The sequence below is a fragment of the Maribacter sp. 2-571 genome (assembly GCF_050589625.1).
GTDB lineage: Bacteria > Bacteroidota > Bacteroidia > Flavobacteriales > Flavobacteriaceae > Pelagihabitans.
In genome coordinates this window covers 34912-61707 of the sequence record NZ_JBNGOP010000025.1, presented here as the reverse complement: position 1 = coordinate 61707, position 26796 = coordinate 34912, and the positions used below count along the sequence as shown (strand labels likewise).

Here is a 26796-nt window from a genome sequence, read left to right as displayed (position 1 = left end):
ATGACTATGAAAGATGTTGCTCAAATACGTGCCGATTTTCCCATCCTTTCCAGAACGGTCAATGGTCAGCCCTTGGTATACCTCGATAATGCCGCAACCTCCCAAACACCGCAACAGGTAATCGACGTCATCGTGGACTATTATTCCCGATACAACGCGAACATCCATAGAGGGGTGCATGCCCTTTCACAGGAAGCTACGGACGCTTATGAGCAAGCACGACAGAAAATACAGCAGCATTTTAATATTGCCGCTTCCCGAGAGGTTATTTTTACGTCGGGTACCACCCATAGCATCAATATTGTGGCCAATGGGTTTACCACGCTGTTACAAAAAGGCGATGAACTTTTGGTGTCGGCCATGGAGCACCATTCCAACATTGTCCCATGGCAAATGCTCTGTGAACGTACAGGGGCTACCTTAAAAGTGATTCCCATGAATCGCGAAGGGGAGCTTCGGATGGACGTTTACCGCGAGTTGTTGTCCGAAAACACCAAACTGGTGTTCTGCAATCATATCTCCAACGCGCTGGGCACTATCAATCCGATCGAGGAGATTATCGAGGCGGCCCATGCCGTAGATGCGGCCGTTGTAATCGACGGAGCACAGGCCGCCCCTCATGTGAAAGCGGACCTTCAGGCTTTGGATGTTGATTTTTATACCGTTTCGGCACATAAGCTTTGTGGCCCTACCGGTGTAGGAATGCTCTACGGAAAATCGGAATGGCTCGCCAAATTGCCCCCTTACCAAGGCGGGGGCGAGATGATAGCCGAAGTTACCTTTGAAAAGACCACCTATGCCGATCTGCCCCATAAATTCGAGGCAGGGACGCCCAATATTTGCGGTGGTATCGCTTTTGGAGCCGCGTTGGACTATTTAAATGGTATCGGTCTTACAGAAATAGCGGCTTACGAAGCATCACTGCTAGCATACGCAACAGAGGAACTGTTGAAGATAGCGGGACTAAAAATTTACGGTACCGCGGCCCACAAAACAGCTGTCATCTCCTTTAATATCGAAGGCATACACCCCTACGATATCGGTACCATTTTGGACAAGTTGGGCATTGCCGTACGTACGGGCCACCATTGTGCGCAACCCATTATGGATTTCTACCAAATTCCCGGAACGGTGCGGGCCAGTTTTAGTTTTTACAATACCAAGGAAGAGATCGATGCCCTGGTAGCGGCCGTAGAAAGGGCACGCAAAATGCTTTCCTGACACGCTCGACATACCTGCATACCGAAGTTGGAGTTGTTTTCCGAACATATTCTTAAATGATATGTTGTGTTAATAAAATGATAATGCCTACATTAGTGTTAGGATTTTGCTTATGCGTTTAATCTTACCTCGCCATACATTAACACAAACTATTTATTTATGAAAAAAGTGATTCTATGTATGGGAGCGCTAGTGGTATTGCTGGCATCCTGTGAAAGTGAGGTGGCAAATTCCGAAAAGGAAACCTTGGACGCCCAAGAACAAGACGTTATCATCAATATGGACGATTTTAGTCTGTATGTAGCTGACGACGATTTAACGGGGAAGGTCGCAGGAAACGCGGAGAAATGCGTTTCCATGAAAAATTTGGAATACCGTTTGGCCAAAGATAAAGGCCTTTCACAAAGAATGTACGATATCGAGTACCAAGTACGAAAAGCCATTGCCGAAAAAGGGAACGGAAGGGGAAGGCCCGGAGGCGGCGGAGGTACACCGCCCATCTATGAGGGTGCGATAACCATTCCGGTAGTGGTCAATATCTTGGAAAGATTTTCTGGAGAAGTGACCCAGGCCCAAATTACCTCACAAATACGAGTATTGAACGAGGATTTTAATAACAACAACGCAAATACGGGCAATGTACCTTCAGAGTTTGCCGGGTTGGTAGCCGATGTTGCGGTTAATTTTGTAACGGCCACGGTAAACAGAAAGGTAGATGGGCGAGCTTCATGGGGATCGAACGATGCCATGAAAGACCCATCGCAGGGGGGGATTGCACCCACCGACCCCACCACTAACCTAAATATCTGGGTTTGCGAAATAGGCGGAGGAATACTCGGGTATGCACAATTTCCTGGAGGAGCGGACGCAACGGACGGGGTGGTCATCGGGACGGACTTTTTTGGCGAAAATGCAGCGGGTGGAATCTACGGAAAAGGAAGAACGGGCACACATGAAGTGGGTCACTGGTTGAACCTTAGGCACATTTGGGGGGACGGCCGTTGCAATCGGGACGACTATGTAGCGGATACCCCAAAATCGGACCAGGCCAATTACAACTGCCCGAACTATCCAACGGTACATTGCAGAAGTAACGATATGACCATGAATTATATGGATTACGTTCAGGACGATTGTATGTACATGTTCTCCAACGGGCAACGTGATCGTATGCGCGCTTTGTTCGTTGCGAACGGTCCTAGGGAAGGTTTTGTCAACTGATATTATTTTGTTAACTACACTGACCGGAAAAGGCATTCGAAAGAATGCCTTTTTTATTGTATACTCATGTGGAAACAGCATACGCGGTACCGTTTTCAACTTTAAACCCGGATTATGCATTAGAACTTCGTAATGAAGCTTTTAGCTGCGATAAAATATGACATTTTATGAATGTAAGCATAGCACCGCTACGGTTACATTTAAAAATGTAGCGCAGCATCATATTTTGAAGTAGCTGGAAGCTGTAATAGATTTTCTAATGCATAATCCGGGTTAAACCGTATCGAGATCGCTGATCCTATCATTGGCTTAAACTGTTGAATAGCTGCGGCGCTTGTTGTACTTTTGTACAAAATTGGGAGATGGACATAAAGGAAATACAAGAAGATATCATAGCGGAGTTTTCGATGTTCGACGACTGGATGCAACGGTACGAGTATATGATCGAGTTGGGCAAATCCCTACCATTGATCGAAGAAACTTATAAAACCGACGACAATATTATAAAAGGATGTCAAAGTAAGGTATGGGTGCATGCGGAACTGGAAACGGACAAATTGGTTTTCACTGCCGATAGCGATGCCATTATTACAAAGGGAATCATTGCGATTTTGATACGGGCCTTTAGCAATCAAAAACCAAAGGACATTATTGAGGCCGATACCCTCTTTATCGATAAAATAGGGCTAAAAGAACACTTGAGCCCCACTAGGGCCAATGGTCTTGTGAGTATGATCAAACAATTAAAGCTGTATGCCGTGGCATATCAGACACAGTTAAAATAGAAAAACCCAGAAGATATGAGCGAAGTGAACGAAGCGAACGGAACGGAAGCATTGGGAGAGAAAATCGTACGGGTCTTAAAAACCATTTATGACCCCGAAATTCCCGTGGATATATATGAACTAGGGCTGATTTATGACGTTTTGGTCAATGAGGCCAACGAAGTGAAAATTTTGATGACCCTTACCTCGCCCAATTGTCCGGTTGCAGAAACATTACCGGTAGAAGTGGAAGAAAAGGTAAAGTCGTTGGACATGGTCACCGATGCCGAGGTAGAAATTACCTTTGATCCGCCATGGACACAAGATCTGATGAGTGAAGAGGCCAAATTGGAATTGGGACTGTTATAGGCCCATAACACCAGAAATGGTATAACATAACCGACCACTCCTTAGAAAAAAATACAAATTGCCATGGCAGAAGAAATTATCAATAGGGTCGCCCAAAGCAAACTGGTCACCTTTGATTTGGAGGCCTATTATCCCAAAGGCAAAAGAATGGTCTTGGACATTAAGGACTGGCTGTACGAGGGACTCGTACTTCGCGAAAAACCCTTTCGAGAGCTGGCCGACAACCACGCTTGGGAAGCTTATGATGACAGTTTTGTGGCCTTGCATTGTTCTTCGGACGCCATAGTGCCCGTATGGGCATATATGCTGTTGAGCAGTAAACTTGCCGCTAGGGCAAAAAAAATAGTGTTGGGCACTTTAGAGGACCTGGAAACGGTCCTATATCAGGAAATTATTGCAGATTTAGACGTATCTCCCTTTAAAGATCGTTCCGTTATCATAAAAGGATGCGGTAAAAAACCGGTTCCCGACAATGCCTATCTGTGGGCCACCACAAAGCTTTTACCCGTTGCAAAGTCCCTGATGTACGGCGAAGCCTGCTCCGCAGTGCCACTCTTTAAAAAGAAATAATTGTTGTTAATCTAGTAAGGTATAGGTGCGCAATTGTTATTTTTGCCTTCGAAAATAATTTTAAACACTTTTACCATTATGAGAAAATTAATTTTTACCGCAGTGTCGTTACTCTTATGTTCGACAATAACTGCACAGACAGTAGATGAGCTGAAAGCCGAACAGGCAAGCAAAAAGGATTCGATTGCCGCGATCCAGGCAAGGGTCGACGCCCTACAAGGGCAAATAGATGCCTTTCCCGGCTGGAAAACCGGTGCCTTCGGTACTATTGGAGCCAACATTTCCAATTTTAGCAACTGGTACCTACAGGGAACGCCCAACAATAATTCGGGTAATATCGGGGTTACCGTAAACGGTTTTGCCAATTTGGACAAAGAAAAGTTCTTTTGGAGGAACTCCGCAAACGTCAACCTGCAATGGGTGAAATTGGACGATAAGGACAATCCGGAAGACAGCGATAGTTTTGACGGGACCACCGATGTGTTCAATATTACCTCTTTGTACGGATATAAACTTAGCGATAAATTTGCTATTTCGGCCCTTGGGGAATACCGTACCTCCATCATCAACAATTTTAACGATCCAGGTTACCTGGATGTCGGTGTTGGTGCCACTTGGACCCCTATACCCGATATGGTAGTGGTGATCCATCCTTTGAACTACAATTTTGTATTTGCGGATAACGATGCCGTATACGAATCATCGGCGGGTGCCAAAATCGTGGTAGACTATACAAAGCAGTTGGGAGCTATCAATTTCAAGACCAACCTTTCTACCTTTCAGAGCTATGAGGACAGCAATCTGAGCAACTGGACCTGGATCAACTCCTTTGGATACACCCTTTGGAAAGGAATCGGTGTCGGTTTCGAGTTTGGTTTAAGAGGAAACAAGCAAGAAACGCTTGCCAATGATTTGGTGACCAATACCGATGCGACCTTCGATTCCATCGACAATGAAACACAGAGCTATTGGATGTTCGGTCTGAACTACGCTTTCTAACATAGTACCGATATCTCGGCCATAGGTAATGGCCTTAAAGTAAAACGCCCCGACAGTCACGGGGCGTTTTTTTGTTAAGTAGGATTGGTTAATTAGGTTGCACATTCCATCAAATCGAACTTATAAAGTCATATGCGAATTTGGGACCGTTCCAACAATGAAGCCGAAACATTAAACACTCTAAATCTTAAATACAGGACGAATGTATGGGCAAAGCGTTCCGGGAATAAATTTTTGTTGTGAACTGGTCCAAAGCTGTGGTGTAATCCGTTAAAATGCACTATTTCTTCGATAAAATACCTTTTTATCGTAACGCTTTACAGCCGCGTCCGGAACTTCTGCCTCAAATTTGGTTCGGTATTCAAAACTTGACGGAGACAGTCAGTTCGGAAAGGGAATTGGCTATTGTACGGTCATTCTACTCGATATAGGACCGTCAACATCCTAAATGACAAAGCCCCGGAATTTCCGGGGCTTTGGGTAAAGTAGGTTTGGTCTAATCTGGCTTGGTATTTTTGGTATAAAATCGTTTTAAAACGTTTAAACAGATGGTTTTTCGACATTAATTCCAGAACAAATCTACTGCTAAGGCGCAACACCAATAAATTATTGTTGTGTGCCTAGACGAAAGTGTTGTGAAAAATATGAACTGCTCAAAATCTTCGACGAACGGTAAGGTAAAGTCGTTGTTCTATGTTCCGTTAACACTTTTTCTTCTTAAAATCCTTCCCGATTTTAAGAAGAAAACAAGGTGATATTATAAAAATTATACGGCCAGGCCGACATAAAAATACAGTTCAACTAGGGTTTTATTTTAAGTTTACCGTCAGCCTTCAAGTAACATTGCCCAATTAATGTACGGAGCGGAAAGGACAATTAATACCTTAAAGATATTCTAGAACAAAGAGCTGATCTCGAACACTCTTGTAGAACGACTCAAGGATATGATGCAGGATTGGGTATATATTGTCGGCGATGCCGATGGCGAAAGTCCGTACGGAACGCAGCGAAAGGAAGTTTCCGATACCAAACGGAAGGAAAATTTTTTTAAAAAACAACCGTAAGAAAAGGGAAGCGGCAGAGCGGCTGCGGCGCCGAGCAGAACTATTTTTGAAGGAGTTGGAATACAGAAACCGAACAGCATAAAAAAATGCCCCGATTTACTCGGGGCATTTTTTAGTTAAGTAGGTATTCTTGTAAAATTTGGTCCGATAGGATCGGAAAGCTTTAATAGGTCGGCTACAGGTGTTTGGGGTACCTTATAGTCGGTTAAGTAGGTAAGCAATGGCAATTGTTTGGGGGCAATATTGTTGCTCGATTACAGTGTAAATGTACGGCTTCATTGTGCTTTGATAACGATATTTGTTGTCAACCGAGCCTGAGTTGTTGTGTGTCCTATGAACGGTACGATTTGTTCGACCAACCGCATGCCCGTCCCTTTTTTTTGTGTTTGAAAAGCGCGATGAACGGCATGTTTTGAGCATAAAAAAACCCGGCGGGGAGCCGGGTTTTTTAAAAAGTAGGTTTGTTACATGTAGTATTTTTAAAGTGAATTTTAAGTAGGTCAGTGGTTGTTGTCTTTTTCTGTTAAATGGGTTAAGTTCATCGTATTTGTTGGGGCAAATACTGTTTCTTTATTACAGGGTAAAACTACGTCGCAAATGGCCCTATACCGAATTTATGTTGTGAATACTATGCTTTCTGTTGTGAAAAATATGAACGGTTCCCTTTTCTCGATAAGTGGTATGTATTCGGGGTTAAGCGTCCTTTGCGATATCCCCGGATCAGGGCTTGGGACACTCCCAAAACTGCTTGCCATTTTGTTGGAGCAATAGTTTTGATGTGGCATTAGAAGCAAATGAGCGCAATAGGGCGATTCCGCGCCAATGCTATTGTGCCTAGTACTCGTCCAAATGTTCGGGGTATAAAAAGTTGTTGTACGGAAAACGGGTAACATGGATATCGCGTACCTCGTCGTAGACCCGCTTTCGAAACTCATCAAAGTTTTCCTTGTTCAGGGCCGATATGAACAACGCATTGTCGCCGACACGTTGCATCCACGTTTTTTTCCATTCCTCAATGGTAAAGTGCCTTTCGCTTTTTTCCGTGGTAAGGTCATCCTCGGCAATGGTCTCATGCTCGTACCGGTCTATTTTATTGAATACCATAATGGTATTTTTATCGGCACTTTTGATTTCGTCCAGAATTTTATTTACCGAATTGATGTGTTCCTCGAACTGGGGGTGCGAAATATCCACAACATGTAACAGCAGGTCCGCTTCCCTGACCTCGTCCAAGGTACTTTTAAAACTTTCTACCAATTGTGTAGGCAGTTTTCGAATGAACCCTACCGTATCGCTCAAAAGAAAGGGGAGGTTGCCGATTACCACTTTTCGTACGGTGGTGTCCAAGGTAGCAAAGAGTTTGTTTTCTGCAAAAACATCGCTCTTGCTGATCTTGTTCATCAAAGTCGATTTTCCAACATTGGTGTACCCTACCAGTGCCACACGTACCAGGGCGCCCCTGTTGCCGCGCTGAGTCTCCATTTGTCGGTCGATTTTCAACAGTTTCTTTTTCAAAAGGCTGATCCGATCGCGTACGATCCGGCGATCCGTCTCGATCTCCGTCTCTCCGGGCCCCCGCATGCCGATACCTCCCTTTTGCCGCTCCAAGTGTGTCCACAAGCCGGTCAAACGGGGCAGTAGGTATTCGTATTGGGCCAGTTCTACCTGTGTTCTGGAATAGCTGGTCTGCGCCCTTTGCGCGAAAATGTCCAAGATGAGCCCTGTTCGGTCCAAAATCTTGCAACGCAACTGTTTCTCGATATTGCGCTGTTGAGCGGGCGTAAGTTCGTCGTCAAAAATTACCGAACCGATTTTATTTTCGTCCACATAGGCCTCCACTTCCAACATTTTGCCGCTACCGATCAGTGTTTTGGGGTTGGGGATGTTCATGCGTTGTACAAAACGTTTGCACACTTCTCCTCCTGCGGTATAGGTAAGGAATTCAAGTTCGTCGAGGTATTCCTTTACTTTTTCCTCGCTCTGTTCCTGGTTGATAACCCCGATCAGCACCGTTTTTTCGTATTCTATCGATTTCTTTTCTAGCATATCCCGTTTAAAGTGCAAATCTACACAATAGTTGCCAAGCGATTTTTGTAAATTTGGCCACCCCAAAAGCAAAAGACCATGTCTGTCGCAAACACAGCGGAAAACACCAAAAAGGAACTTTTCAGTATCGCCTTCTACAATCTTGAAAACCTATTCGATACCATCGACGATCCGGATACCCTGGACGACGAGTTCACTCCAAAGGGCGAAAAGAAATGGTCGATGAAGCGGTACAAGCGAAAATTGTACAAATTGGCGAAGACCATTTCGGAAATCGGCGCCGCTACGGCCGACAAGGTTCCGATCTTGGTAGGAGTGGCCGAGGTAGAGAACAAAACGGTGATAGAAGACCTTCTTGACGCGGAACACCTTCGAAATAGCGATTATGGATATGTGCATTACGATTCTCCAGACGAACGGGGTATCGATGCCGCATTGATATACTATAAGGAACACTTTAAGGTATTGCATTCGGAACCGATCACGCTTTTGATCGAGAACCCCGACGGCCGTAGGGATACTACCCGCGATATCTTATACGTTCACGGAGAGCTGAACGGTGAAACCGTTCATGTGTTCGTCAACCATTGGCCTTCCAGAAGGGACGGTGAGACGGAAACGGACTATAAACGGATCAAAGCGGCAAATACCCTACTTGCCTTTGTAGCGGGAATAGAGGCGAAATCGCCCAATTCGAACTACATTATAATGGGTGATTTTAACGATGGGCCAAAATCCAAAAGCATTCAAACGCTCATGCAGCTCGAAAATTTGTACAACCCTTCCGAAAAACTATTGAGCAAGTTTAGGGGTACCGCCAACTATAGAAGGCAATGGAGCATGTTCGATCAAATTATTTTTTCGCATAATTTTTTGAATTACGAAAAGGGTACGCACAGCTTTGCGCACGCCAATATCTTTGATGAGGAGTACTTAAAGGAATTTAAGGGCAAATACAAGGGAACCCCATATCGTACGTATTCCGGGCGGAAGTATATCGGGGGATACAGCGATCACTTTCCCGTATACATTCAGTTGAAGTACAATCCTTGATCGGTAAATACTACTGTAACCGTTCGGTATATTGTTACAGGTGCCTTATTTCATCGTCGACCAATAACGGTTCGTTCCGAAGTCGCAAAAATACCTGAGCGGTGGCGATAACATCGAGCTCGCAATAGGTAATGATCCGGTCCAGATCGTTTTCCCCGTAATATACCTGATGTACCATACTCCCGTCAATATCCTGCTTTGGAGATGGAATGCCCAGTATATTGGTCAATAGTTTTAAGGAGGTGTAGTGTTTGTAATCGCCAAATTTCCACAGTTCCATGGTATCCAAATGGGGTATTTCCCAGGGTTTTTTTCCAAAAAGGTTCAATTTTGAAGGCAATGAAATCCCATGTATGATCATGCGCCTTGCGATATAAGGGAAATCGAACTCCTTGGCATTATGGCCACAAAGCAGGTGGCGGGTGCCATTAAAATGGGTGTCGATAAGGTTCTTGAACGCTTTCAGAAGGGTAACTTCCTCCCCGTGAAAGGTGGTGGTCCGAAAATTTCTGATATCCCCCTTTAGGTTAAAGTAGCCCACGGAAATACAGATGATCTTTCCAAATTCCGGCCCTATCATAAAATTCTTCGGGAGTGTATGCGTCTTTGCGTTGGTATCGTGATTTTTGTTCCCATAATTCCCGCTTTTCCGGGTCGAGTACATCAAAGGATGGTTGTTCCGGTACCGTTTCAATATCAAGGAACAAGATGTGTTCCAAATTCAGTCGTTCCAGCATGGCTTACGGTTTTAAAAATAGATAGGCATGGGCGCGATACAATACAATGGAATCGTTTTGCTGTTTTCGATATCCGATATCGGTCAATATCAATTTTCCCGAAAGTACTCCTTCATTAAAGTCCAATATCATTTCATGCTTGTTTTTTTCAGGTATTTGAGAATTATACTTCGTTAGCGCCTCTAGTTTTTGTTCCAAAGAAACGGCTTGGCGTATACTGGTATCCGTTTTTGAGCTGAACAACAGGCTAAGGGTCCGTTTATCGTAAGTTAGCTTAAAATCTCCCATATCGGTGATCGTATCGGAATTTTCATACCAAAAGATCGGGGCAAAATAATCGTACCCGGTCAAGGATATGGATTTCCCCCTAAAAAAGTAATCGCTATTGTAGTTGTACATGGTATAGCTGTCGTTTTCCCGGTCCGATGCTTCGCTCGGGTGTAAGGATATGCTCAGGGAATCCAGTATTTTTCGGGTATCGGTCCAGGTGTATCGGCTTCTATAGGAATCTGTTTGGTATGTACTGTCCTTAAAGGCAGGTACCATGGCGATTCCCGTAATGGGGTCCAATTCGGACAACATTCGGCGATCGTCCAGGTATTTTAGTATCGATTTCAGCTGTTTCAGTTCTTTGGAGGTGCCAAAATTATTGTTGGCGACGACGGAGGTATATACCTTTTCAAATTGTCGTACTTGACTGTTTTTAGAAACTTTAAAAACGCCCCAAAATCCGAAGGAGCAGCACATGGTCATCAAAAAAAGGGAAATCGGCAAAACGATAAGCCTTCTATTTTTGGCAAACAATAGATAACAGCACATCGCTGTGATCCATAGGGCCAATAACAGCACAAAATACCGGTTTTCGGTAATGCCATAATCAAACACCCGGCGTAAGATGGCTACGTACAAGAGTACCAAAAGGGGCAGCAGAAGCCAATAGAACCAAGGATAAAATCGATTTATGGTCCATGCTTGGATGCTTTTTTGAATCGGGTTGATGATGACCTGTACCAAAAAGCCCAGGAAGGCCAGGATGGTTACCAAATAGGAGACCCACCCTTTCGGAAGTTCCCATTCTAGAAGTATTTTGAAACTATAGGCATATAAAATGGCGAGGTACAATAGTACCAAAGGTATTAGGATGTACTTTACAAATACCTCCAACGCCTTTTGAAACTGAATGGTGTTGTTGTCCAAGACGTTTTTGGGAAAATCGGAGAGGTAGATCCAGGTGTTCACAACGCCCAAACAGAAGAAGAACAGTTGTAGGAAACGAACATCCTTGATACGGGCGTCAAAAAGGGCATCAATGGCCAAAAGCCCCAACAATAGGCCAATGTACAGTACTCCGGAGAAAAACCCGCTCCTTAAAATGGCCTTCCCTATAGCTTTAAGGTAATTCCAGTAAGCCGCTTTGTTCCATTTTTGGATAAAGGGGGCAAAAAAAACAAAGAGATGTCCGGCGATCAGGTATATAAAAAAGCGTGCTACCGATTCGGGCCCCGCTTCGGTTTCCGCCGTGTTCGGAAACGACCACCAAAACAGGAGCAGGAACAGTACTATTACGAACTTTAGGGCCTGCCATCGTTTCGGATTTTTTTGCTGTTCAATAAAAAACTGGGCGGCTACCAGCCAGCTTACTCCCAAAATAAAGGTCAAAAAAGTACCGTAGGAGCTATCAAATAGGTCGTCCGTGTTGTTATCGGTCTTGTAAATGCAAAAAAGGGTACCGAAAAGCACCCATAGGAGTACTACAGGAAAACGGTTAAAGGCTTTTTGGGCCTTTTGGGTAATGTGGTTGAAGGAAAGGGGCATCATAAGCGATTTGTTAAGGTCTTATACCATTTCTGATGTTAAATTACCCTTTAAAAATTGTTCTTTTCCGTGTATGCTTCAAAATAAAATCTAACCATAGCTACTGCTATGCTTGGATTTTCTTTTTCGCCTACCCAAAAAATCCCTGGTTTTTATTTGCGTAATTTAACATCAGAAATGGTATTGGGGACAAAGTTACAAGTGTCCCGCATACCGAACTACCCTGAAAACGGTAATATTGAACAATCATTGTTTCGGTAAAATGTTGTATTTCATCGAAATGTCCCTTTTTCTTTCAATTTTTTAGGTAGGTATGGCGTTATGTTACCGGAACCCCCAAGTCCTACCGTTATTATGCACTACTCTTTTGGTACCAGCACCCTTTCTTTTTTGAAGCTGTCCGTTGCAGCTTTGGCCTTTATTCTTGTCGGCTGTTCCGAGGAAAGTACCGAAACCCCTTTAGATGAAAATATCGCGGTTACGCCACCGGCCGGTTGTACCAATGTAGTGGATTATCGTTATTTGGAAGCGGACGGTTTTGTAAAAGTACAGTTTGAAGAGACCCTTTTTGACGATGCCTGGAAATTGAACCAAGATGGCGATATCACTTCAGGTAAGGGATATATGGTGTGGACCGGAGAGCAGTCGTTGAAAACACCTGGACTGGGTCTGGCAACCTACACGATTACTATAGGGACCAGCGGAACCTACCGTTTTTTATGGAAATCTGCCGTAAAAATGGGAAATAGCGGTTCCGACCATAACGACACCTGGCTCCGTTTTCCGGATGCCGCCGATTTTTATGCCCAAAAGGATGCCAGTATCGTTTACCCCGAAGGAAGTGGGAAAACACCCAATCCTGATGGTGCTACGGCTGAGGGCTGGTTTAAGGTATACCGAAGCGGAAACGACCTGGATTTTAAGTGGCAGGCCAATACTTTTGACAACAATGCCCATGCTATTTATGTTTCCTTTGACGAACCCGGAAACTATGTCATGGAAATTTCGGCAAGATCTTCGGGACATGCTATCGATCAGTTCGTATTGTTTCAAGAAACGCTCTCCAAAGAGGATGCCATATCCGATTCAAGACCGTTCAGTGCGATAGCATGTGATTGAAAAGGCAAGAATGGGCACCGTTGAAGTCCGATTTTTTTGGACCGGTAAAAAACGGGCTATTTTGATAAAACCGACCCAGCGGTCTACTGGTAGTTCTGTCATAAATTTTAGCGCCTTCTCGGTTCGGATAAAAACCAAAAAAATTTCGACCAACGACACGTTGGAAACATTTTTCGATTAAAATTTACGGGGTGACCGACCCACTGGTCGGTGATTATTAAAACAGCGTTTGCTGTTTTACCGGATTTTCATGGTCGATCAGCCATTTTTTGCGGTGTAGCCCACCAGCATATCCGGTCAGCGAACCATCACTGCCGATTACCCTATGACAGGGAACGATGACCCATAAGGGATTTTTTCCATTGGCCGCTGCAACGGCGCGAATCGCTTTTACATCACCTAAAATTTTAGATAATTCCAGGTAGGAAATTGTTTTTCCGAAGGGAATCGACGATAGCGCTTGCCAAACTCTTTTTTGGAATGCCGTTCCTTGCGGATTTAGGCGAAGATCAAAGGTTTGGCGTTTCCCATCAAAATATTCTTGTAATTGGTTTGCTGCCTTTTGTAATGACTCGCTACATACCTTGGTCGGTGCTTTGTTAATTGTATCCAATACGGATACGGAAACGATGCCGGCATCGTCGCCTTCCAATCGCGCAATCCCCAAAGGCGTTTCAATATAAATGGTCTCCATTAGTCGGAAGTATCGGTATTTTCGATAATGCCGGTTTTTTTGGCGCGGTGTTCCCAGTTTTTACGGGCGAGTTCCTGCAAATCGGCCACATTATCGCTTTCATCCATGATTTCGAGTCCTAAAAGGGTTTCAATTACGTCTTCCATGGTCACCAAACCGCTCAGCGAGCCGTATTCGTCTACTACAAGGGCCATATGTTCCCTTTTTGCGACCAAGGTTTCAAAAAGCTTTGGTATGGGCGTGTTGCGCTCTACCAATTGAATAGGCCGCCTAATTTCGGAAAGCGTTATCGCACCATTTTCGTTGATAAGCTCCTCCAAAATATTGTCCTTTAGAACAAAGCCCGTAATATCATCAGGATGTTCCCCATAGACCGGTATCCTGGAAAAACGCATTTTAGGGTTTTCTTCAAAAAATGCGGCAATGGGCATGTTTTCCGGCGCCATTTTTAACACCGTTCTGGGAGTCATGATATCCTTTGCCTTAATTTCATCGAACTGGAGCAGGTTCTTTATAATCGTTGATTCCGATTTTTCGAACACCCCTTCCTTTTGGGCAATGTCCGTCATCGCACTAAAATCTTCCCTGCTCAGCACGCTACCATGGTGTCCCTTGCCGCCTACCAGTCTTGTAAACAACTGTAAAATCCACAGCAACCCCGTCCATTTTAGGGCAAGTACCATTATTTTCAGCGCTTTTGCGGTAAAGTTGGCCAGTTGTTTCCAATAAGTGGCCCCAATGGTTTTTGGAATGATTTCGGAGGCGATCAGGATCAAAATGGTCATTACCGTTGAAACCAGGCCTACCATTAGATCTTCCGTTAGGGTAATGCCCAAAACGCTTCGCTCGGTAGTACCGTACATTTCGGCATAGGCCACTTTAGCCTGTACCCCTACCAAAATAGCGCCTACGGTATGCGCAATGGTATTTAAAGTGAGTATTGCGATCAACGGTTTGTCCACATCTTTTTTTAGCAGTCCCAACGTAGTGGCGTAGGCCTTGCCTTCCTTCTTTTTCACATTGATAAAGGTAGGGTTGACACTCAATAGTACCGCTTCCAGAATGGAGCACAAAAACGAAAAGAAGATAGAAATTACAGCGTAAAAAATTAGAAGGCCCATAGGTGAAAAAATATGGAAACGAAGATACCAATTAAATGGGAACCGGGCCTACCGACTAGTCATGGGTGGTATAAAAAACACGGAGCAATGCCTCCCGGAGCTTCATCCCATAGAGTTTGCGGTGCTTGCGGGATGGGTGTACGCGATTCGAAAGAAAAACGAACACCAGTTGGTTTTGCGGGTCGGCCCAAGTAAAAGTGCCCGTAAAACCGCTATGGCCAAAGCTGAACGGACTAACTTCCGGGTTGGGGTATGCCTCTTTAAAGGACAATTGGCCATTGTTGGGAAGCGGTTTGTCAAAACCAAGGCCGCGTCTGTTATTATTGGCAGGGTATTGTACTTCGGTGAACGTTTTTAAGGTCTTTTCGGAAACATAACGTTCCCCGTTATAGTTGCCGTACTGGAGGTAGAGCTGCATGAGCTTGGCTAGGTCCCGTGCAGTGGAGAAAAGGCCCGCATTACCGGAAATGCCGCCCATTAGGGAAGCATTTTCATCATGGACCCAACCATACGTTAGGCTCTTTCGGAATACACTATCATATTCCGTGGGCACGATGGCGTTGGGCAGGCCGGCCAGTTTTGGCTGAAACCCCATGGTTTTTGCTCCTAGAGGGCGATAAAAGTGAGTGTTTAGATAGGTTTCAAAGTCCATCCCACTCAGCTGCTGTACCAACTCTGGAAGTAGTAAAAAGGAAAGTCCGGAATACGTGTATTCTTTTTTTGTTTCCACCGGCGACCGGTCGATCATCCGATACATTTTTTGTTTAAAGCGTTGTTTCACGAATAGGCGATCATAGGCCTGAAGTGTAAAGCGTCCCTTTTTTCCGATCCTTATAAACCGTTTTTTCAAACGCCCATTTTTTTTAACGATCTCGTTCAAGAAAACGATATAGGGCGTAAGCCCTGCCTGGTGGGCTAAAATTTCACGTAACGTCAGCCGTTCCTTATCCTTGATACCCTTCCAGCGGATCCAATAGTCGCTAAAGGGGCGGTCCAGCTCCAGCTTGCCCTCGTCTACCAATTTCATTAGTGCGGGCAGTGCCGCTGCTATTTTGGTAATGGAGGCCAGATCGTAACGATCGTGGAGGTTCACGGCCCGAAGGCTATCATAGGTATGAAAACCATATGCTTTATGGAAAACGATCTTACCCCCTTTGGCAACAAGGAGTTGTGCCCCCGGAAAGGCCTTGTTCGTTATACCAATGGTCATTAGGGAGTCCACTTTATTGTATATCGCAACGGAATCTTGGCTTAACGAGGTTTTTAAACGTAAGGCGCTGTTTGCGATAAGGGAAGGACCGTGATCGGATTTTCCACGTTCTTGCGCATTCAATGCTACTACGCCGAACCCTATCAACAGAAGGATGATGACTTTTTCCATAGTATTCCAGGTCTATTGGAACATGCCTTTTTTGAACAGATGCCAATATGGGCGATTCAACCCATCAAGCGCACGGCATCTTTGGCAAAATAACTGGCAATAATGTTCGCACCGGCCCTTTTTATGGCAATTAGCTGTTCCATCATTACGGCATCATGATCGAGCCATCCTTTTTCCGCTGCGGCCTTGAGCATGGCGTACTCCCCGCTTACTTGGTACACGGCTACGGGACAATCGACCTCGTTCCGTATTTCCCGCACGATATCCAAATAGCACAGCCCGGGCTTTACCATAACAATGTCCGCTCCTTCATCGATATCCGCTTGGGTTTCCGTAATGGCCTCAAAACGGTTGGCCGAGTCCATTTGATAGGTTTTTTTATCCCGGGGCACATTTTTAAGGTCTACAGGTGCGGAATCCAAAGCATCGCGAAAGGGACCATAAAATGCACTGGCATATTTGGCACTATAGCTCATAATACCGGTATTAAAGTACCCCTCTTCTTCCAAGGTTTCCCGTATGGAAAGGATGCGCCCGTCCATCATATCGCTGGGCGCCACAAAATCGGCCCCCGCTTTTGCGTGCGATACGCTCATTTCGGCCAACAGTTCAACCGTTTCATCGTTCAGTATTTGTCCGTTGGCCACAATACCATCATGGCCGAAATTGGAGTAGGGGTCCATCGCCACATCGGTCATGACCAACATTTCCGGACAAACGTTCTTTACCGTTTTTATGGCACGTTGCATCAACCCGTCCGGGTTTAGGGCTTCCGTACCTTCATTGTCCTTTAAATGTTCGGGTACCTTGGCAAAAAGCAGTACGGCACAGAGCCCCATATTCCAAAGTTCCCGAACCTCTTTTTCCAGATAGTCCAGGCTCAACCGATAATAATCCGGCATGGAGGCAATTTCTTCCTTGACATTGGTGCCCTCCACAACAAACAACGGCACCAAAAAATCACTTGGCGTCAAAATGGTTTCGCGCACTAAATGTCGAATGGCATCGTTAGTTCTAAGTCTGCGGTTTCTTCGTAATGGGTACATATGATCGGCGTATTTTTGAAATACCAAAGGTACCTATACCTTTTTAACTTTGAAATAGCGCTAATAAATCGTTTATTTTCAGCTGTTCTTCATTAAAAAATATAACCGTAGCTAAGGCTATGCTTGATTCCCGGTCAAGCCGGTGACAGGCTTTTTGACTCGAACAACTAAAAAATAATTCAATTTCTATACGCGCCATTTCAAAGTTAAAAATGGTATGAATATTCCACATCGCATTCTAAAATCAGCGCAGCACTTGAGCGAACGTAAACGACAGCTAGTTTTTCGATTTACCTGGAGGGATTATCAGAAACGATTTCTGGATCGTTTTCAGGAACACCTAACGGACGGCCATCTGCACGTTGTGGCTCCGCCGGGATCGGGCAAAACGATCTTGGGCCTGGAAATGCTAATACGTGTAAACAAAACTACCTTGGTGCTGGCGCCTACCTTAACGATACGTGACCAGTGGTTGGATCGGCTGCAAAGTTTTTTTGTGGAGGACATTCCTTTTCACGATTATTCCCTTTCGATCAAGGCTCCCAAGCAAATTACGTTTTCTACCTATCAATCCTTGAACGCCTTGGATAAAAGGTTTTCGGAAACGACCGAAACGCTGATCGATTTTATACGGAGCCATGGCATCGGTACCATTGTGTTGGATGAGGCACACCATTTAAAAAATGAATGGTGGAAAAGCCTGTTCGCGTTAAAAAAAATCGAGGATGTTACCATAATCGCATTAACGGCAACGCCACCTTATGATAGCACTGCTTACGAGTTGGGCAAGTATTTTGAGCTTTGTGGCCCCATAGACGACGAGATCGCCGTGCCCGATCTGGTTAAGAACGGTGATCTGTGTCCGCATCAGGACTTTGTATATTTTTCAAAGCCCCAAGAATCGCAGGTTGCCTATATTTTAAACTACAGGGAACAGATTATGGCCTTTATCGATAGGCTGCTGCAAGACGAAGCTTTCAGGCAGCTACTTTTGGACCTTCCCCATTATGCCAACACGGCGGATGCTTTGGAAGAAGTGTATGAAAATCCCGGTTTTTTTTCCGCGATCCTTATTTTTTTGAATGCCGCAGGCCATAAGATCGACAAGAACAAGCTTCATTTTCTTGGGTTCGATGGTGATGATATTACATTTCCGAGCCTATCATATGAATGGTTGGAAACCTTGTTACAAGAACTACTAGTAACCAGAAGGGATTCCCTGGTTACTTATGAAAGCATGTTGCGCTCGATGGAAAGGGAACTTTCACGTATCGGGGCATACGAGAAGAAGCGGGTCGATTTTGTCGGTGGCGATCAGCTCTATCGCTCTTTGGCCAACAGCCCTTCCAAGTTGGAAAGTATCGCCGCTATTTTAAAAGCGGAAAAGCAGGAACTGAAGGAGGATTTAAAAGCGGTGGTGCTTACCGATTTTATTCGAAAAGAGTTTTTAAGTTTTTCGGGCACCGATCCAACGTCCCTGAACAACTTGGGGGTCATCTCCATTTTTCAGTATGTGCGCTCCCAAACGGATCTAAAATCGGATTTGGCGGTATTGACGGGTTCGGTGGTCATTTTACATACTAGGGCGCTTTTAGGGTTTGAAAATTTGATGGGTACGGAAGGATTTCAAAAAAGCCCCCTACCGGGCGACCTTGATTTCGTTATCGTGTCGCCCACAGGGGCAGCAAAGAGCAAGGTAGTCGCTGCCATTACCGAACTTTTTGAAAACGGCACGATAAGGGTACTGATCGGGACCAAATCGCTGTTGGGGGAGGGTTGGGACGCTCCGGCCATGAATACCTTGGTGTTGGCTTCCTATGTGGGTTCCTTTGTTTCCTCCAATCAAATGCGGGGAAGGGCCATACGGGTGGATAGCGATAACCCGGGAAAAACAGGAAATATATGGCATTTGGCCTGTATCGACCCCACCATGGGCAATGGGGGCAGGGATATGGAAAAACTAAAGCGTAGGTTCGAATCCTTTTCCGGGGTGTCCGCCCGAGGTGTTACCTATATCGAAAATGGCATCGAACGCCTGGAGTTGCCCATTGACTACGGTGCCAACCTTGATTTAGAGCGCCTCAACCGCGAATCGTTAGCACTTGCAGTAGCGCGGTCGGCCTTAAAAGGACGATGGTTCGAGGCAATTGCCAAAGGTAGTATTTTGTTGCGCGAGGTGAAATTGCCCTACTTGGGTAAACTGCCCTATCAAGAAACTAAAAAGCTACGATGGGGCAACGCCTCCAAATATTTGTTTTTAGAGATAATTACCGGCATAGGGCTGTTTTTTCCGGAGTTTCTGGCCAAGCATATCGACACCCTTTTCGGAAAAGGCATTTTTCAATTTATTTATATGCTTTTGGTGGGATTGGCGCTCACCTTTGCCGTAAAAACATATAAGGCGATCCGGCTGTACATCGTTTTTGGGGACACCTATAAAAAGACCAAAAAAATTGCCAGGGCCATACTTGCTATGGGGTATGCACAACATCATTTTCATACCGCGCGCGAGCAGGTGTCCATAGTGGCCGAACAGCAAGGTAAGGGCGTGTTCGTCTGCTATTTGAAAGGTGCTTCGAATGCCGAGAGCAGCGTATTCGTAAACCTATTGGCCGAGGTGTTGGCACCTATTGAAAATCCACGCTATTTAATGGAATACCGCCATTGGATCAAACGGTACTGGGGAATGCGAAATTATTATGTGGTGCCCGCCCTGTTCGGTAAAAGAAAAAGCGATGCCCAACAGTTTCATGGCTATTGGAAGGAGCATGTAAATGATTCCAAATTGGTGTACACCCGAACGGTCTTAGGTCGAAAGTTGCTGTTAAAAGCTAGACTTTCCCATATTCTCTATCAGTTTAAGGAGGTCCCCGAAAAGGCCATTACTTGGAAGTAGTGCTGCTCTTGAAATGGTATTATTCCGTTTCCCCTAACACCTCGCCGCAATCCAAAAGCTGTAACAATGCCTTTCCCATGCCCTGTTCGGCCCATAGTTCAAAGTCATTTTCAATGGATTTTGGGTCCTGATCGGTGTCGATGTAGGTTTTGATCGAGTTGATCAAAGGAACATCAAGGCCCTTTATCTTTAGGATGGACTTTCCCCCTGGAATGCTATAATCGCCTTCATAGTCATAACAACTTACCAGTACCTGATCCCCTTCGGTTAGCCCGGACCCATAAAAACAGTCGGTAGTCAAAAACTGTTGGGAGGCATAGGTGTGTTCTTCCAACGCCTTAATTTTAAATACCTTTTCTATTTGGACCACACCGCGTTGGGCAGTATACAAAGGTCCCGGATCGTCGTTGGGAGCATCGAGGGCAACTAGGGTGCCTACCAACACTAGGGAAAGTTCTTCGCCACAACTTCCGATAAAAGGCCCCGATTCTGGCCACCAATAGGTATACCCTACGTTAAGGGTATCGGGAGTAAATGTAATATCGATATCGCTTTTTGCCTTTTTCGGGTTACAGGACAGCAGTATGCCCGTTGTTACAACTATGAAAAAAATGACGTTTTTGGTAAACACTTGTGCGCTTCGTTAGGTTAGGTGACCCATATTTTTGGTGCCTTCAATACTGTTATCAGCCGTTCTTCCTCACTGCCTGCATCCGGTCGATGATCATATACCCATTGCACCTTGGGCGGTAGGCTCATAAGGATGCTTTCGATACGGCCGTTCGTTTTTAAGCCAAAAAGGGTGCCTTTGTCATGCACCAGATTGAACTCTACGTAACGTCCCCTCCGAATTTCCTGCCAATCCCTTTGTTTGTCGGTAAAGGGAAGCGCCTTTCTTTTCATAACGATTGGTATATAAGCATCCAAAAAGCTGTTTCCCACCTCGGTTACAAAGTTGTACCAGTCCTGCATTGTTCTGGTTTCGGAGGCCTTGCAATAATCAAAGAACAAGCCGCCTATCCCACGGGCCTCGTTCCGATGTGCGTTCCAAAAATAAGCATCACATTTTTCTTTGTACGCGTTGTAAAAACCGTTATCGTGCGCGTCACAAGCCCGCTTACAGACCGAATGAAAATGAACGGCATCCTCATCAAAAAGATAGTAGGGGGTAAGGTCCTGTCCACCCCCGAACCACTGGTCTACCAGCTTACCATTTTTGTCGTACATCTCAAAATAGCGCCAATTGGCATGGACGGTGGGCACCATAGGATTTTTTGGATGTAGCACCAAGCTGAGTCCACAAGCAAAAAAATCGGCATCGGCAACCCCAAAATAGGTTTGCATGCTCTTGGGCAGTGCGCCGTGTACGGCAGAGATGTTGACCCCGGCTTTTTCAAATACGCTGCCATTTTCCAATATTCGGGAACGGCCTCCCCCTCCTTCGTTCCGTTTCCACGTATCTTCTTTGAATTTAGCGGTGCCGTCTACCTTTTCGATTTCGGAGGTGATCGTATTTTGCAACTCTTGAATGTAGCGGTAAAAACGGTCTTTAATTTCCATAGGGATGTACAACAACTACCCAAAGATAACAGTATTTGTTCTTATGGACGGTGAAGCGATTGTTTCGATCTGAAAAGAGCACCAATATAAAAACTGCCCGGCCGCCATATGATAGCCGGGCAGTTTTGCAGTGTGTATAATCGGGTTTTTATAAGGCCCAATAGTGTTTTTAACGTTTGATAATCTTTAATTGGGCGGTTCCCAGTTGTAATGAATATATCCCAGTCGGCAATGCCTGAACGGAGATGCCCTTTGAAGTATCCTTTTTGATGAATCCCCGACGGACCAACCGACCGTTAAAATCATAGAGATAGAAGTTACCTTCAAAGTCCTTGTTTTCAAGTATAAAGGTGTCGGTTACCGGATTGGGGTGAACAAAAAAGGAATGCGCTTTGCGTAATCCTTGGGTTTTTGCCGTAACAAGACCGTTCTGCGCCGATTCTAAAAGCCATTGTGTCCAATTCCCGTTCCAAGAGTTCGGCCGCAGCACCAACGCCCGATTTTGGGCACTTATTGGGCGAATATAGCTTTCAGTGGCTTTGTTTACCAAATAGGAATGCCTGCCATCCGCTGCCGGAGTTTCCGACCATTGTACCCAGGAGCCTGTCCAGCTGGCGGGCTTTTGTTGCATTGGGGAGCCACTTGCGTTTGCCATTGGCCTAAAATGCATGCCGGTCTGTTTGTTTTTCAATATAAAAAACCCAGCGTCCGTGGCTACTTTTTCCCATTTGAACCAATCGGAACCATCGTTCGCTGCCACTATTATATCGGTATCAACGGTATTCGATTCCGGCCTTAGGTAATCACCAAGTTGTTTGTTTTTGATATAAAAATACGCTGCTGCCGTTTCGCAACGAGCCCCGCTCGAAGCTTTGGTCGTCGATTTTTCGATTCCGCTTTCGTCCGACCAATATATTTTGGTAGTGTTGGAACCGTTTATGGCTTCCGTTTCAAAAAAGCTATCTCCCATTGGAACGGTCAACCCCCCCGATTGATCTGTACCATAGACTTCCCATCGTACTGCAATATCGAAATTGTTCGGATTTCGAACACGCCAGTTTCTTGCAGCGTATGGATTTTCCGAACATATGGAGGTTAGCAGCAGATTTTCCACTACCTCGACCGTGTTACCTCCCACGCTTACCTCGGTATTGGGAAAAGATGCCAGGGTAGCGCCGTAATCACTGTCGAACATATTTAAAAACACGATATAACCATCACCTTCCCTGGTGCCTTCGGGAACGGTAATGTCCAAGGATATGGTTCCGCTGGTATTACCATCGATGGGAGCGGAGGCCCCGCTATTGAGTTCCACCCATTCTCCCGAGGAGGTATCGAAAAGGTTCAAAAAGATATTGGCGTCCGCTATTGCGCTATATTCGATTTCGATCGGGGTTGCGCTACCGGGAGCGAAGGTTTCGGGGATGGTAGCGGTAATGCTGTTCCGGGTTGGCGGTGCGGTTCCCGCTCCCACGCTTACCTCGGTATTTGGAAAAGATGCCAGGGTAGCGCCGTAATCACTGTTGAACATATTTAAAAACACGACATAACCATCACCTTCCCTGGCGCCGTCGGGAACGGTGATGTCCAAGGATATGGTTCCGCTGGTATTACCATCGATGGGAGCGGAGGCCCCGCTATTGAGTTCCACCCATTCTCCCGAGGAGGTATCGAAAAGGTTCAGAAAGATATTGGCATCCGCTATTGCGCTATATTCGATTTCGATCGGGGTTGCGCTACCGGGAGCGAAGGTTTCGGGGATGGTAGCGGTAATGCTGTTCCGGGTTGGCGGTGCGGTTCCCGCTCCCACGCTTACCTCGGTATTTGGAAAAGATGCCAGGGTAGCGCCATAATCACTGTTGAACATATTTAAAAACACGATATAACCATCACCTTCCCTGGCGCCGTCGGGAACGGTGATGTCCAAGGATATGGTTCCGCTGGTATTACCATCGATGGGAGCGGAGGCCCCGCTATTGAGTTCCACCCATTCTCCCGAGGAGGTATCGAAAAGGTTTAGAAAGATATTGGCATCCGCTATTGCGCTATATTCGATTTCGATCGGGGTTGCGCTACCGGGAGCGAAGGTTTCGGGGATGGTAGCGGTAATGCTGTTCCGGGTTGGCGGTGCGGTTCCCGCTCCCACGCTTACCTCGGTATTTGGAAAAGATGCCAGGGTAGCGCCATAATCACTGTTGAACATATTTAAAAACACGACATAACCATCACCTTCCCTGGCGCCTTCGGGAACGGTGATGTCCAAAGTGGTGGTTCCGGTGGAACCGGCCACTACGGAAATAGATGCACCGTCGTTCAGGGCCACCCATTCTCCCGAAGAATCATCGAACAAGTTGATGAAGATATTGGCATCTTCTAAAGTGCTATAGGTAATTTCAACGGCCGTTGTCGTACCCGAAGTAAAGGAAGTGGGAATCTCGGCACTGATACCGTTCTCTGTCGCGGGAGCCGATGTATCGTCTTGAAATGAGATGTTTATTTGCTCTCTTGCCAGAATATTGGACCACCCTGCGTCGAAGATGGTCAGCCATACAAAGTAACTGCCTTCTGCATCGATATCTTCCGGAATTTCAAAACGAAACGTTTCCGTTCCTGAAGTATTGGCCAGTATGGGAGTGGAAGAACCGTCGAATACGGGAACCCAATCCCCGGTGGAGGTCTCAAAAACATTGACGAAAAGATTACCGTCATCCTCCGTATAATAATCGAGGTCGAAAGTAAGTGCCGTGCCCGGCGCGATATCTGTCGGAATTTCAGCTGCCACCGAATGCCTTAGCGGTTTTTCACCGGGAAGATATACGGTTAGGGGCTGTCCTGGGTAGAAGGCGAGTTCGGTCTGTAGATCTCTAGACTTTAACGAGATGTCTATGGTATAAAAATCACCTACCGGTAAATCCGCAGGGATATCGAAACCTAAGGTCGTTTCATTTGTGCCTGCAGCGACATTTTCGGAAATTGCAATAACTTCCGTGGGGGTCTCCATAGAATTGTCCATCAAACGGAGAATGATAGTGGCTTCGCAACCAGAGGTATAGTTTATACTGGCATTGAAGGCATCCCCTTGCTCCACTTCTTTTAACAGCGTGGCAGCAACAAAATTAGAAGGGTCGCCCACATCTATGGAACCATCTTTCGAATCCTTGCCGACAAAATTCGCCAATAATTTAATGTAGGCCGCCTGATAGTAAATTCCCGGCTCGTTAAGTTGCCAACTGTTCGTTATTTGTTGCAGTTCATCGTCCCAGCCTAAATTTTCGACGGTAAAGGCCTTTTCATTAGGCTGATTTCTGATTTCCCCGTCATATAGGGTGTTTCCAAGCTTTACCTTGTAGGGAAAGTTATCGTCATATCTCGAATTCGGTCCTCCCGGTAGGAAACCGGGTGCCGGACCGTAGGCATTCGCTATCGCATTGTCATATTCGGTTCCTTCTTCAAACCAGGTATGGAATACTTCGGATACGGAAAATTCGGCTCCGTATTTGATCATGCCAGATTCTTTCATGTTGGTCAGATACGCCATAGAAAGGGGGTTTACCCCATGAAAGTGATGCAAAAGGTTTTTGGCTCTCTGAATGTACTTGTCATTATTGCCCCTGTTTACACCATATCGGACAAAATCAAAAGCGGCGTTCCCCAAGTTGCTACGAACTTGTGCGCTTCCCCAGTGGAAAGAATTAAAAGCGGCATTGTATAGATCGTCGTTTTTTTCGAACATAAATAGCCCCGCATTGGTACTGCCGGATGTTTTATTGTTGATGATGTTTGCCTTTGCAGATTGATCGGCATTGGGCAAGCCGATGTAATACGTCAACGCATCGCCCATAAATGTGCTGTACTGCCCCCAGGTAGTATACCCTACATAGTTGGCGTTACTTTCATAGTATTCCAAAAATGCATCTTGGTATTTCTGTTCGCCTGTTGCCCCTAGTAAATAGGCGGCAGCTACAGAGGCTTCCCCTTTTTGCGGGCTTACCTCGCGGTCTGCATCACCACAGCAGACCCCGCTTCCATCGCCATCAACGACATAGGGCTTGTTCGGGTCGTATTGGGGGTCACAATCGGTTTCAAAAATACCTTCATTCAAATCTTTGAAATTTGACCATCCCAATTCGGCTCTCCTCTTTAGCTCTTCCGAATAATCGGCCATTCCCGGAATGTTTTTATACACTAAATGGGCGTGGGCAAACATTCCGGCGGCAGCGATGGTCGAAGAAGAACACTTTTGCTCGTAAAAGCGTTTACGATCATCTTCCCAAGGGACGGCACCAAAACCGCGTACCCCGATTTTAAGGAAAACTCCGCCATCATCCATATCCTGCATCTTCATTAACCAATCCAATTCCCATTTTAGTTCGTCAAGAATGTCCGGAACATTGTTGCCCGACTCGGGAATGTTCAGGTTCAAAGCATTCCACATACTCGTATTCTCGGTATAGGAGGTCAATAACTGATGCATGGGCGAAGAGGTGAACGTCACATATTTGTTGGAGTCCCCGGCATCCATCCATCCCTTGCTCATATCCCTTACCAGGTCCTCATTGTCCATGTCGTCCACAAAATAGCTGTGTACTTCGTTTTCATTGAATACCTCGTTTACTATCCAATTGCCCTCGGCATAGGGAGCTTCTTTGGCAATACCGGAACGGTTGTAGTAAAACATACGCATGGCGGCTTTTAACACATCTTCATAAACGTCATCTCCGATATGAAATTTGTATGAACGCATTTCGTTTTGAACGTCATACAGGTAGTAGTCCCCATCATCTTGAACATCCGTAAATTCGAACTGCCATCCTCGGTCGCCCGAATTTTCATGAACGGCACCCTGGTTCCATAGTTCGGGAGTTCCCGAGTAAACGGTTTCATCGGTTCCCCATTTGCGAACTTCATAGGTAGCGCCCGGAACAAAGGACTCCGAAGCATTGAAACCCACTTGTGGATTTGCCAATACGGCATATTTCATATCACCGGGACGATAGCCGAACTGGTCTACCGTTATGTATTTTTGAACGGTGCCCTCCTGGCCCCGAACAACTGTTTGGAGCATACTTATCAGCAGCAGTAAATAGTATAGATTTTTCATTGGATACTGTTTTATTTAT

The 26796-nt window shown here is 45.5% G+C and carries 18 protein-coding genes and 1 pseudogene; 9 read left to right on the top strand and 10 right to left on the bottom strand.

What is annotated here, in order from left to right:
• The first annotated feature begins 6 nt into the window (after nt 1–6).
• The 6 genes from ACRD7P_RS16220 to ACRD7P_RS16195 all read left to right on the top strand — a co-directional run bounded on the left by ACRD7P_RS16220 (nt 7) and on the right by ACRD7P_RS16195 (nt 5144).
• Nucleotides 7–1221, top strand: a complete 1215-nt coding sequence (locus tag ACRD7P_RS16220; protein WP_430908703.1) for an aminotransferase class V-fold PLP-dependent enzyme — start codon at nt 7–9, stop codon at nt 1219–1221.
• Between the two features lie 159 nt (nt 1222–1380).
• Complete coding sequence (locus ACRD7P_RS16215; RefSeq protein WP_430908702.1) at nt 1381–2442, top strand: zinc metalloprotease; 1062 nt, start codon at nt 1381–1383, stop codon at nt 2440–2442.
• A gap of 362 nt (nt 2443–2804) precedes the next feature.
• Nucleotides 2805–3227, top strand: a complete 423-nt coding sequence (locus ACRD7P_RS16210) for a SufE family protein (protein WP_430908701.1) — start codon at nt 2805–2807, stop codon at nt 3225–3227.
• Nucleotides 3228–3242: 15 nt separating this feature from the next.
• On the top strand, nt 3243–3575 hold the full coding sequence (locus tag ACRD7P_RS16205) for a DUF59 domain-containing protein (protein WP_430908700.1): 333 nt from the start codon (nt 3243–3245) through the stop codon (nt 3573–3575).
• A 63-nt stretch (nt 3576–3638) separates the two neighbouring features.
• Nucleotides 3639–4145: a DUF2480 family protein gene (locus ACRD7P_RS16200; protein ID WP_430908699.1), complete on the top strand. Its 507-nt coding sequence runs from the start codon at nt 3639–3641 to the stop codon at nt 4143–4145.
• Nucleotides 4146–4223: 78 nt separating this feature from the next.
• A complete protein-coding gene (locus ACRD7P_RS16195) occupies nt 4224–5144 on the top strand; it encodes a DUF3078 domain-containing protein (protein ID WP_430908698.1) in 921 nt (306 codons plus the stop codon).
• 1898 nt (nt 5145–7042) lie between these two features.
• On the opposite strand, the gene hflX is transcribed toward ACRD7P_RS16195, so the two are convergent.
• On the bottom strand, nt 7043–8254 hold the full coding sequence (hflX, locus tag ACRD7P_RS16190) for a GTPase HflX (RefSeq protein WP_430908696.1): 1212 nt from the start codon (nt 8252–8254) through the stop codon (nt 7043–7045).
• A gap of 78 nt (nt 8255–8332) precedes the next feature.
• Here hflX and ACRD7P_RS16185 point away from each other — a divergent pair, with 78 nt between their 5' ends.
• Entirely contained in the window at nt 8333–9307 is a 975-nt protein-coding gene (locus ACRD7P_RS16185; protein WP_430908694.1) for an endonuclease, read from the top strand.
• 34 nt (nt 9308–9341) lie between these two features.
• Here the strand turns inward: ACRD7P_RS16185 and ACRD7P_RS16180 are convergent.
• Both ACRD7P_RS16180 and ACRD7P_RS16175 read right to left on the bottom strand, forming a co-directional pair.
• Nucleotides 9342–10044, bottom strand: a pseudogene (locus ACRD7P_RS16180) (3'-5' exonuclease).
• A 3-nt stretch (nt 10045–10047) separates the two neighbouring features.
• Nucleotides 10048–11862 carry a DUF4153 domain-containing protein gene (locus ACRD7P_RS16175; RefSeq protein ID WP_430908693.1) on the bottom strand — a complete coding sequence of 605 codons (1815 nt, stop codon included), beginning with the start codon at nt 11860–11862 and terminating at the stop codon, nt 10048–10050.
• Between the two features lie 351 nt (nt 11863–12213).
• Here ACRD7P_RS16175 and ACRD7P_RS16170 point away from each other — a divergent pair, with 351 nt between their 5' ends.
• Nucleotides 12214–12978, top strand: coding sequence for a hypothetical protein (locus tag ACRD7P_RS16170; RefSeq protein WP_430908692.1), 765 nt, complete (start codon nt 12214–12216; stop codon nt 12976–12978).
• Nucleotides 12979–13195: 217 nt separating this feature from the next.
• Here the strand turns inward: ACRD7P_RS16170 and ACRD7P_RS16165 are convergent, their stop codons facing one another.
• Genes ACRD7P_RS16165 through hemB form a run of 4 tightly spaced genes read right to left on the bottom strand, consistent with a single transcriptional unit; the run spans nt 13196 to nt 17220 of the window.
• Entirely contained in the window at nt 13196–13672 is a 477-nt protein-coding gene (locus ACRD7P_RS16165; protein WP_430908691.1) for a methylated-DNA--[protein]-cysteine S-methyltransferase, read from the bottom strand.
• A complete protein-coding gene (locus ACRD7P_RS16160; RefSeq protein WP_430908690.1) occupies nt 13672–14793 on the bottom strand; it encodes a CNNM domain-containing protein in 1122 nt (373 codons plus the stop codon). The genes ACRD7P_RS16165 and ACRD7P_RS16160 overlap by 1 nt, the downstream gene beginning before the upstream one ends.
• A gap of 55 nt (nt 14794–14848) precedes the next feature.
• The gene (locus tag ACRD7P_RS16155; RefSeq protein ID WP_430908689.1) at nt 14849–16174 is read right to left on the bottom strand and encodes a serine hydrolase domain-containing protein; all 1326 of its coding nucleotides are present in this window, start codon (nt 16172–16174) and stop codon (nt 14849–14851) included.
• A gap of 56 nt (nt 16175–16230) precedes the next feature.
• Nucleotides 16231–17220: a porphobilinogen synthase gene (gene hemB, locus ACRD7P_RS16150; RefSeq protein ID WP_430908688.1), complete on the bottom strand. Its 990-nt coding sequence runs from the start codon at nt 17218–17220 to the stop codon at nt 16231–16233.
• Nucleotides 17221–17437: 217 nt separating this feature from the next.
• On the opposite strand from hemB, the gene ACRD7P_RS16145 reads away from it, so the two are divergent.
• The gene (locus ACRD7P_RS16145) at nt 17438–20116 is read left to right on the top strand and encodes a DEAD/DEAH box helicase family protein (RefSeq protein ID WP_430908687.1); all 2679 of its coding nucleotides are present in this window, start codon (nt 17438–17440) and stop codon (nt 20114–20116) included.
• Nucleotides 20117–20135: 19 nt separating this feature from the next.
• On the opposite strand, the gene ACRD7P_RS16140 is transcribed toward ACRD7P_RS16145, so the two are convergent.
• The 3 genes from ACRD7P_RS16140 to ACRD7P_RS16130 form a co-directional block, all read right to left on the bottom strand.
• Nucleotides 20136–20747 (bottom strand): hypothetical protein, encoded by a 612-nt coding sequence (locus tag ACRD7P_RS16140; RefSeq protein WP_430908686.1) that lies wholly within the window; start codon nt 20745–20747, stop codon nt 20136–20138.
• 17 nt (nt 20748–20764) lie between these two features.
• On the bottom strand, nt 20765–21670 hold the full coding sequence (gene hemF / locus ACRD7P_RS16135) for an oxygen-dependent coproporphyrinogen oxidase (protein ID WP_430908722.1): 906 nt from the start codon (nt 21668–21670) through the stop codon (nt 20765–20767).
• A gap of 175 nt (nt 21671–21845) precedes the next feature.
• Nucleotides 21846–26777 (bottom strand): glycoside hydrolase family 9 protein, encoded by a 4932-nt coding sequence (locus ACRD7P_RS16130; RefSeq protein WP_430908685.1) that lies wholly within the window; start codon nt 26775–26777, stop codon nt 21846–21848.
• Nucleotides 26778–26796: the final 19 nt, after the last annotated feature.

Bases quoted from the DNA above. Each gene is read 5' to 3' on its own strand.
- ACRD7P_RS16220 (WP_430908703.1), top strand. From the start codon at position 7: ATGAAAGATGTTGCTCAAATACGTGCCGATTTTCCCATCCTTTCCAGA.
- ACRD7P_RS16215 (WP_430908702.1), top strand. From the start codon at position 1,381: ATGAAAAAAGTGATTCTATGTATGGGAGCGCTAGTGGTATTGCTGGCA.
- ACRD7P_RS16210 (WP_430908701.1), top strand. From the start codon at position 2,805: ATGGACATAAAGGAAATACAAGAAGATATCATAGCGGAGTTTTCGATG.
- ACRD7P_RS16205 (WP_430908700.1), top strand. From the start codon at position 3,243: ATGAGCGAAGTGAACGAAGCGAACGGAACGGAAGCATTGGGAGAGAAA.
- ACRD7P_RS16200 (WP_430908699.1), top strand. From the start codon at position 3,639: ATGGCAGAAGAAATTATCAATAGGGTCGCCCAAAGCAAACTGGTCACC.
- ACRD7P_RS16195 (WP_430908698.1), top strand. From the start codon at position 4,224: ATGAGAAAATTAATTTTTACCGCAGTGTCGTTACTCTTATGTTCGACA.
- hflX (WP_430908696.1), bottom strand. From the start codon at position 8,254: ATGCTAGAAAAGAAATCGATAGAATACGAAAAAACGGTGCTGATCGGG.
- ACRD7P_RS16185 (WP_430908694.1), top strand. From the start codon at position 8,333: ATGTCTGTCGCAAACACAGCGGAAAACACCAAAAAGGAACTTTTCAGT.
- ACRD7P_RS16175 (WP_430908693.1), bottom strand. From the start codon at position 11,862: ATGATGCCCCTTTCCTTCAACCACATTACCCAAAAGGCCCAAAAAGCC.
- ACRD7P_RS16170 (WP_430908692.1), top strand. From the start codon at position 12,214: ATGCACTACTCTTTTGGTACCAGCACCCTTTCTTTTTTGAAGCTGTCC.
- ACRD7P_RS16165 (WP_430908691.1), bottom strand. From the start codon at position 13,672: ATGGAGACCATTTATATTGAAACGCCTTTGGGGATTGCGCGATTGGAA.
- ACRD7P_RS16160 (WP_430908690.1), bottom strand. From the start codon at position 14,793: ATGGGCCTTCTAATTTTTTACGCTGTAATTTCTATCTTCTTTTCGTTT.
- ACRD7P_RS16155 (WP_430908689.1), bottom strand. From the start codon at position 16,174: ATGGAAAAAGTCATCATCCTTCTGTTGATAGGGTTCGGCGTAGTAGCA.
- hemB (WP_430908688.1), bottom strand. From the start codon at position 17,220: ATGTACCCATTACGAAGAAACCGCAGACTTAGAACTAACGATGCCATT.
- ACRD7P_RS16145 (WP_430908687.1), top strand. From the start codon at position 17,438: ATGAATATTCCACATCGCATTCTAAAATCAGCGCAGCACTTGAGCGAA.
- ACRD7P_RS16130 (WP_430908685.1), bottom strand. From the start codon at position 26,777: ATGAAAAATCTATACTATTTACTGCTGCTGATAAGTATGCTCCAAACA.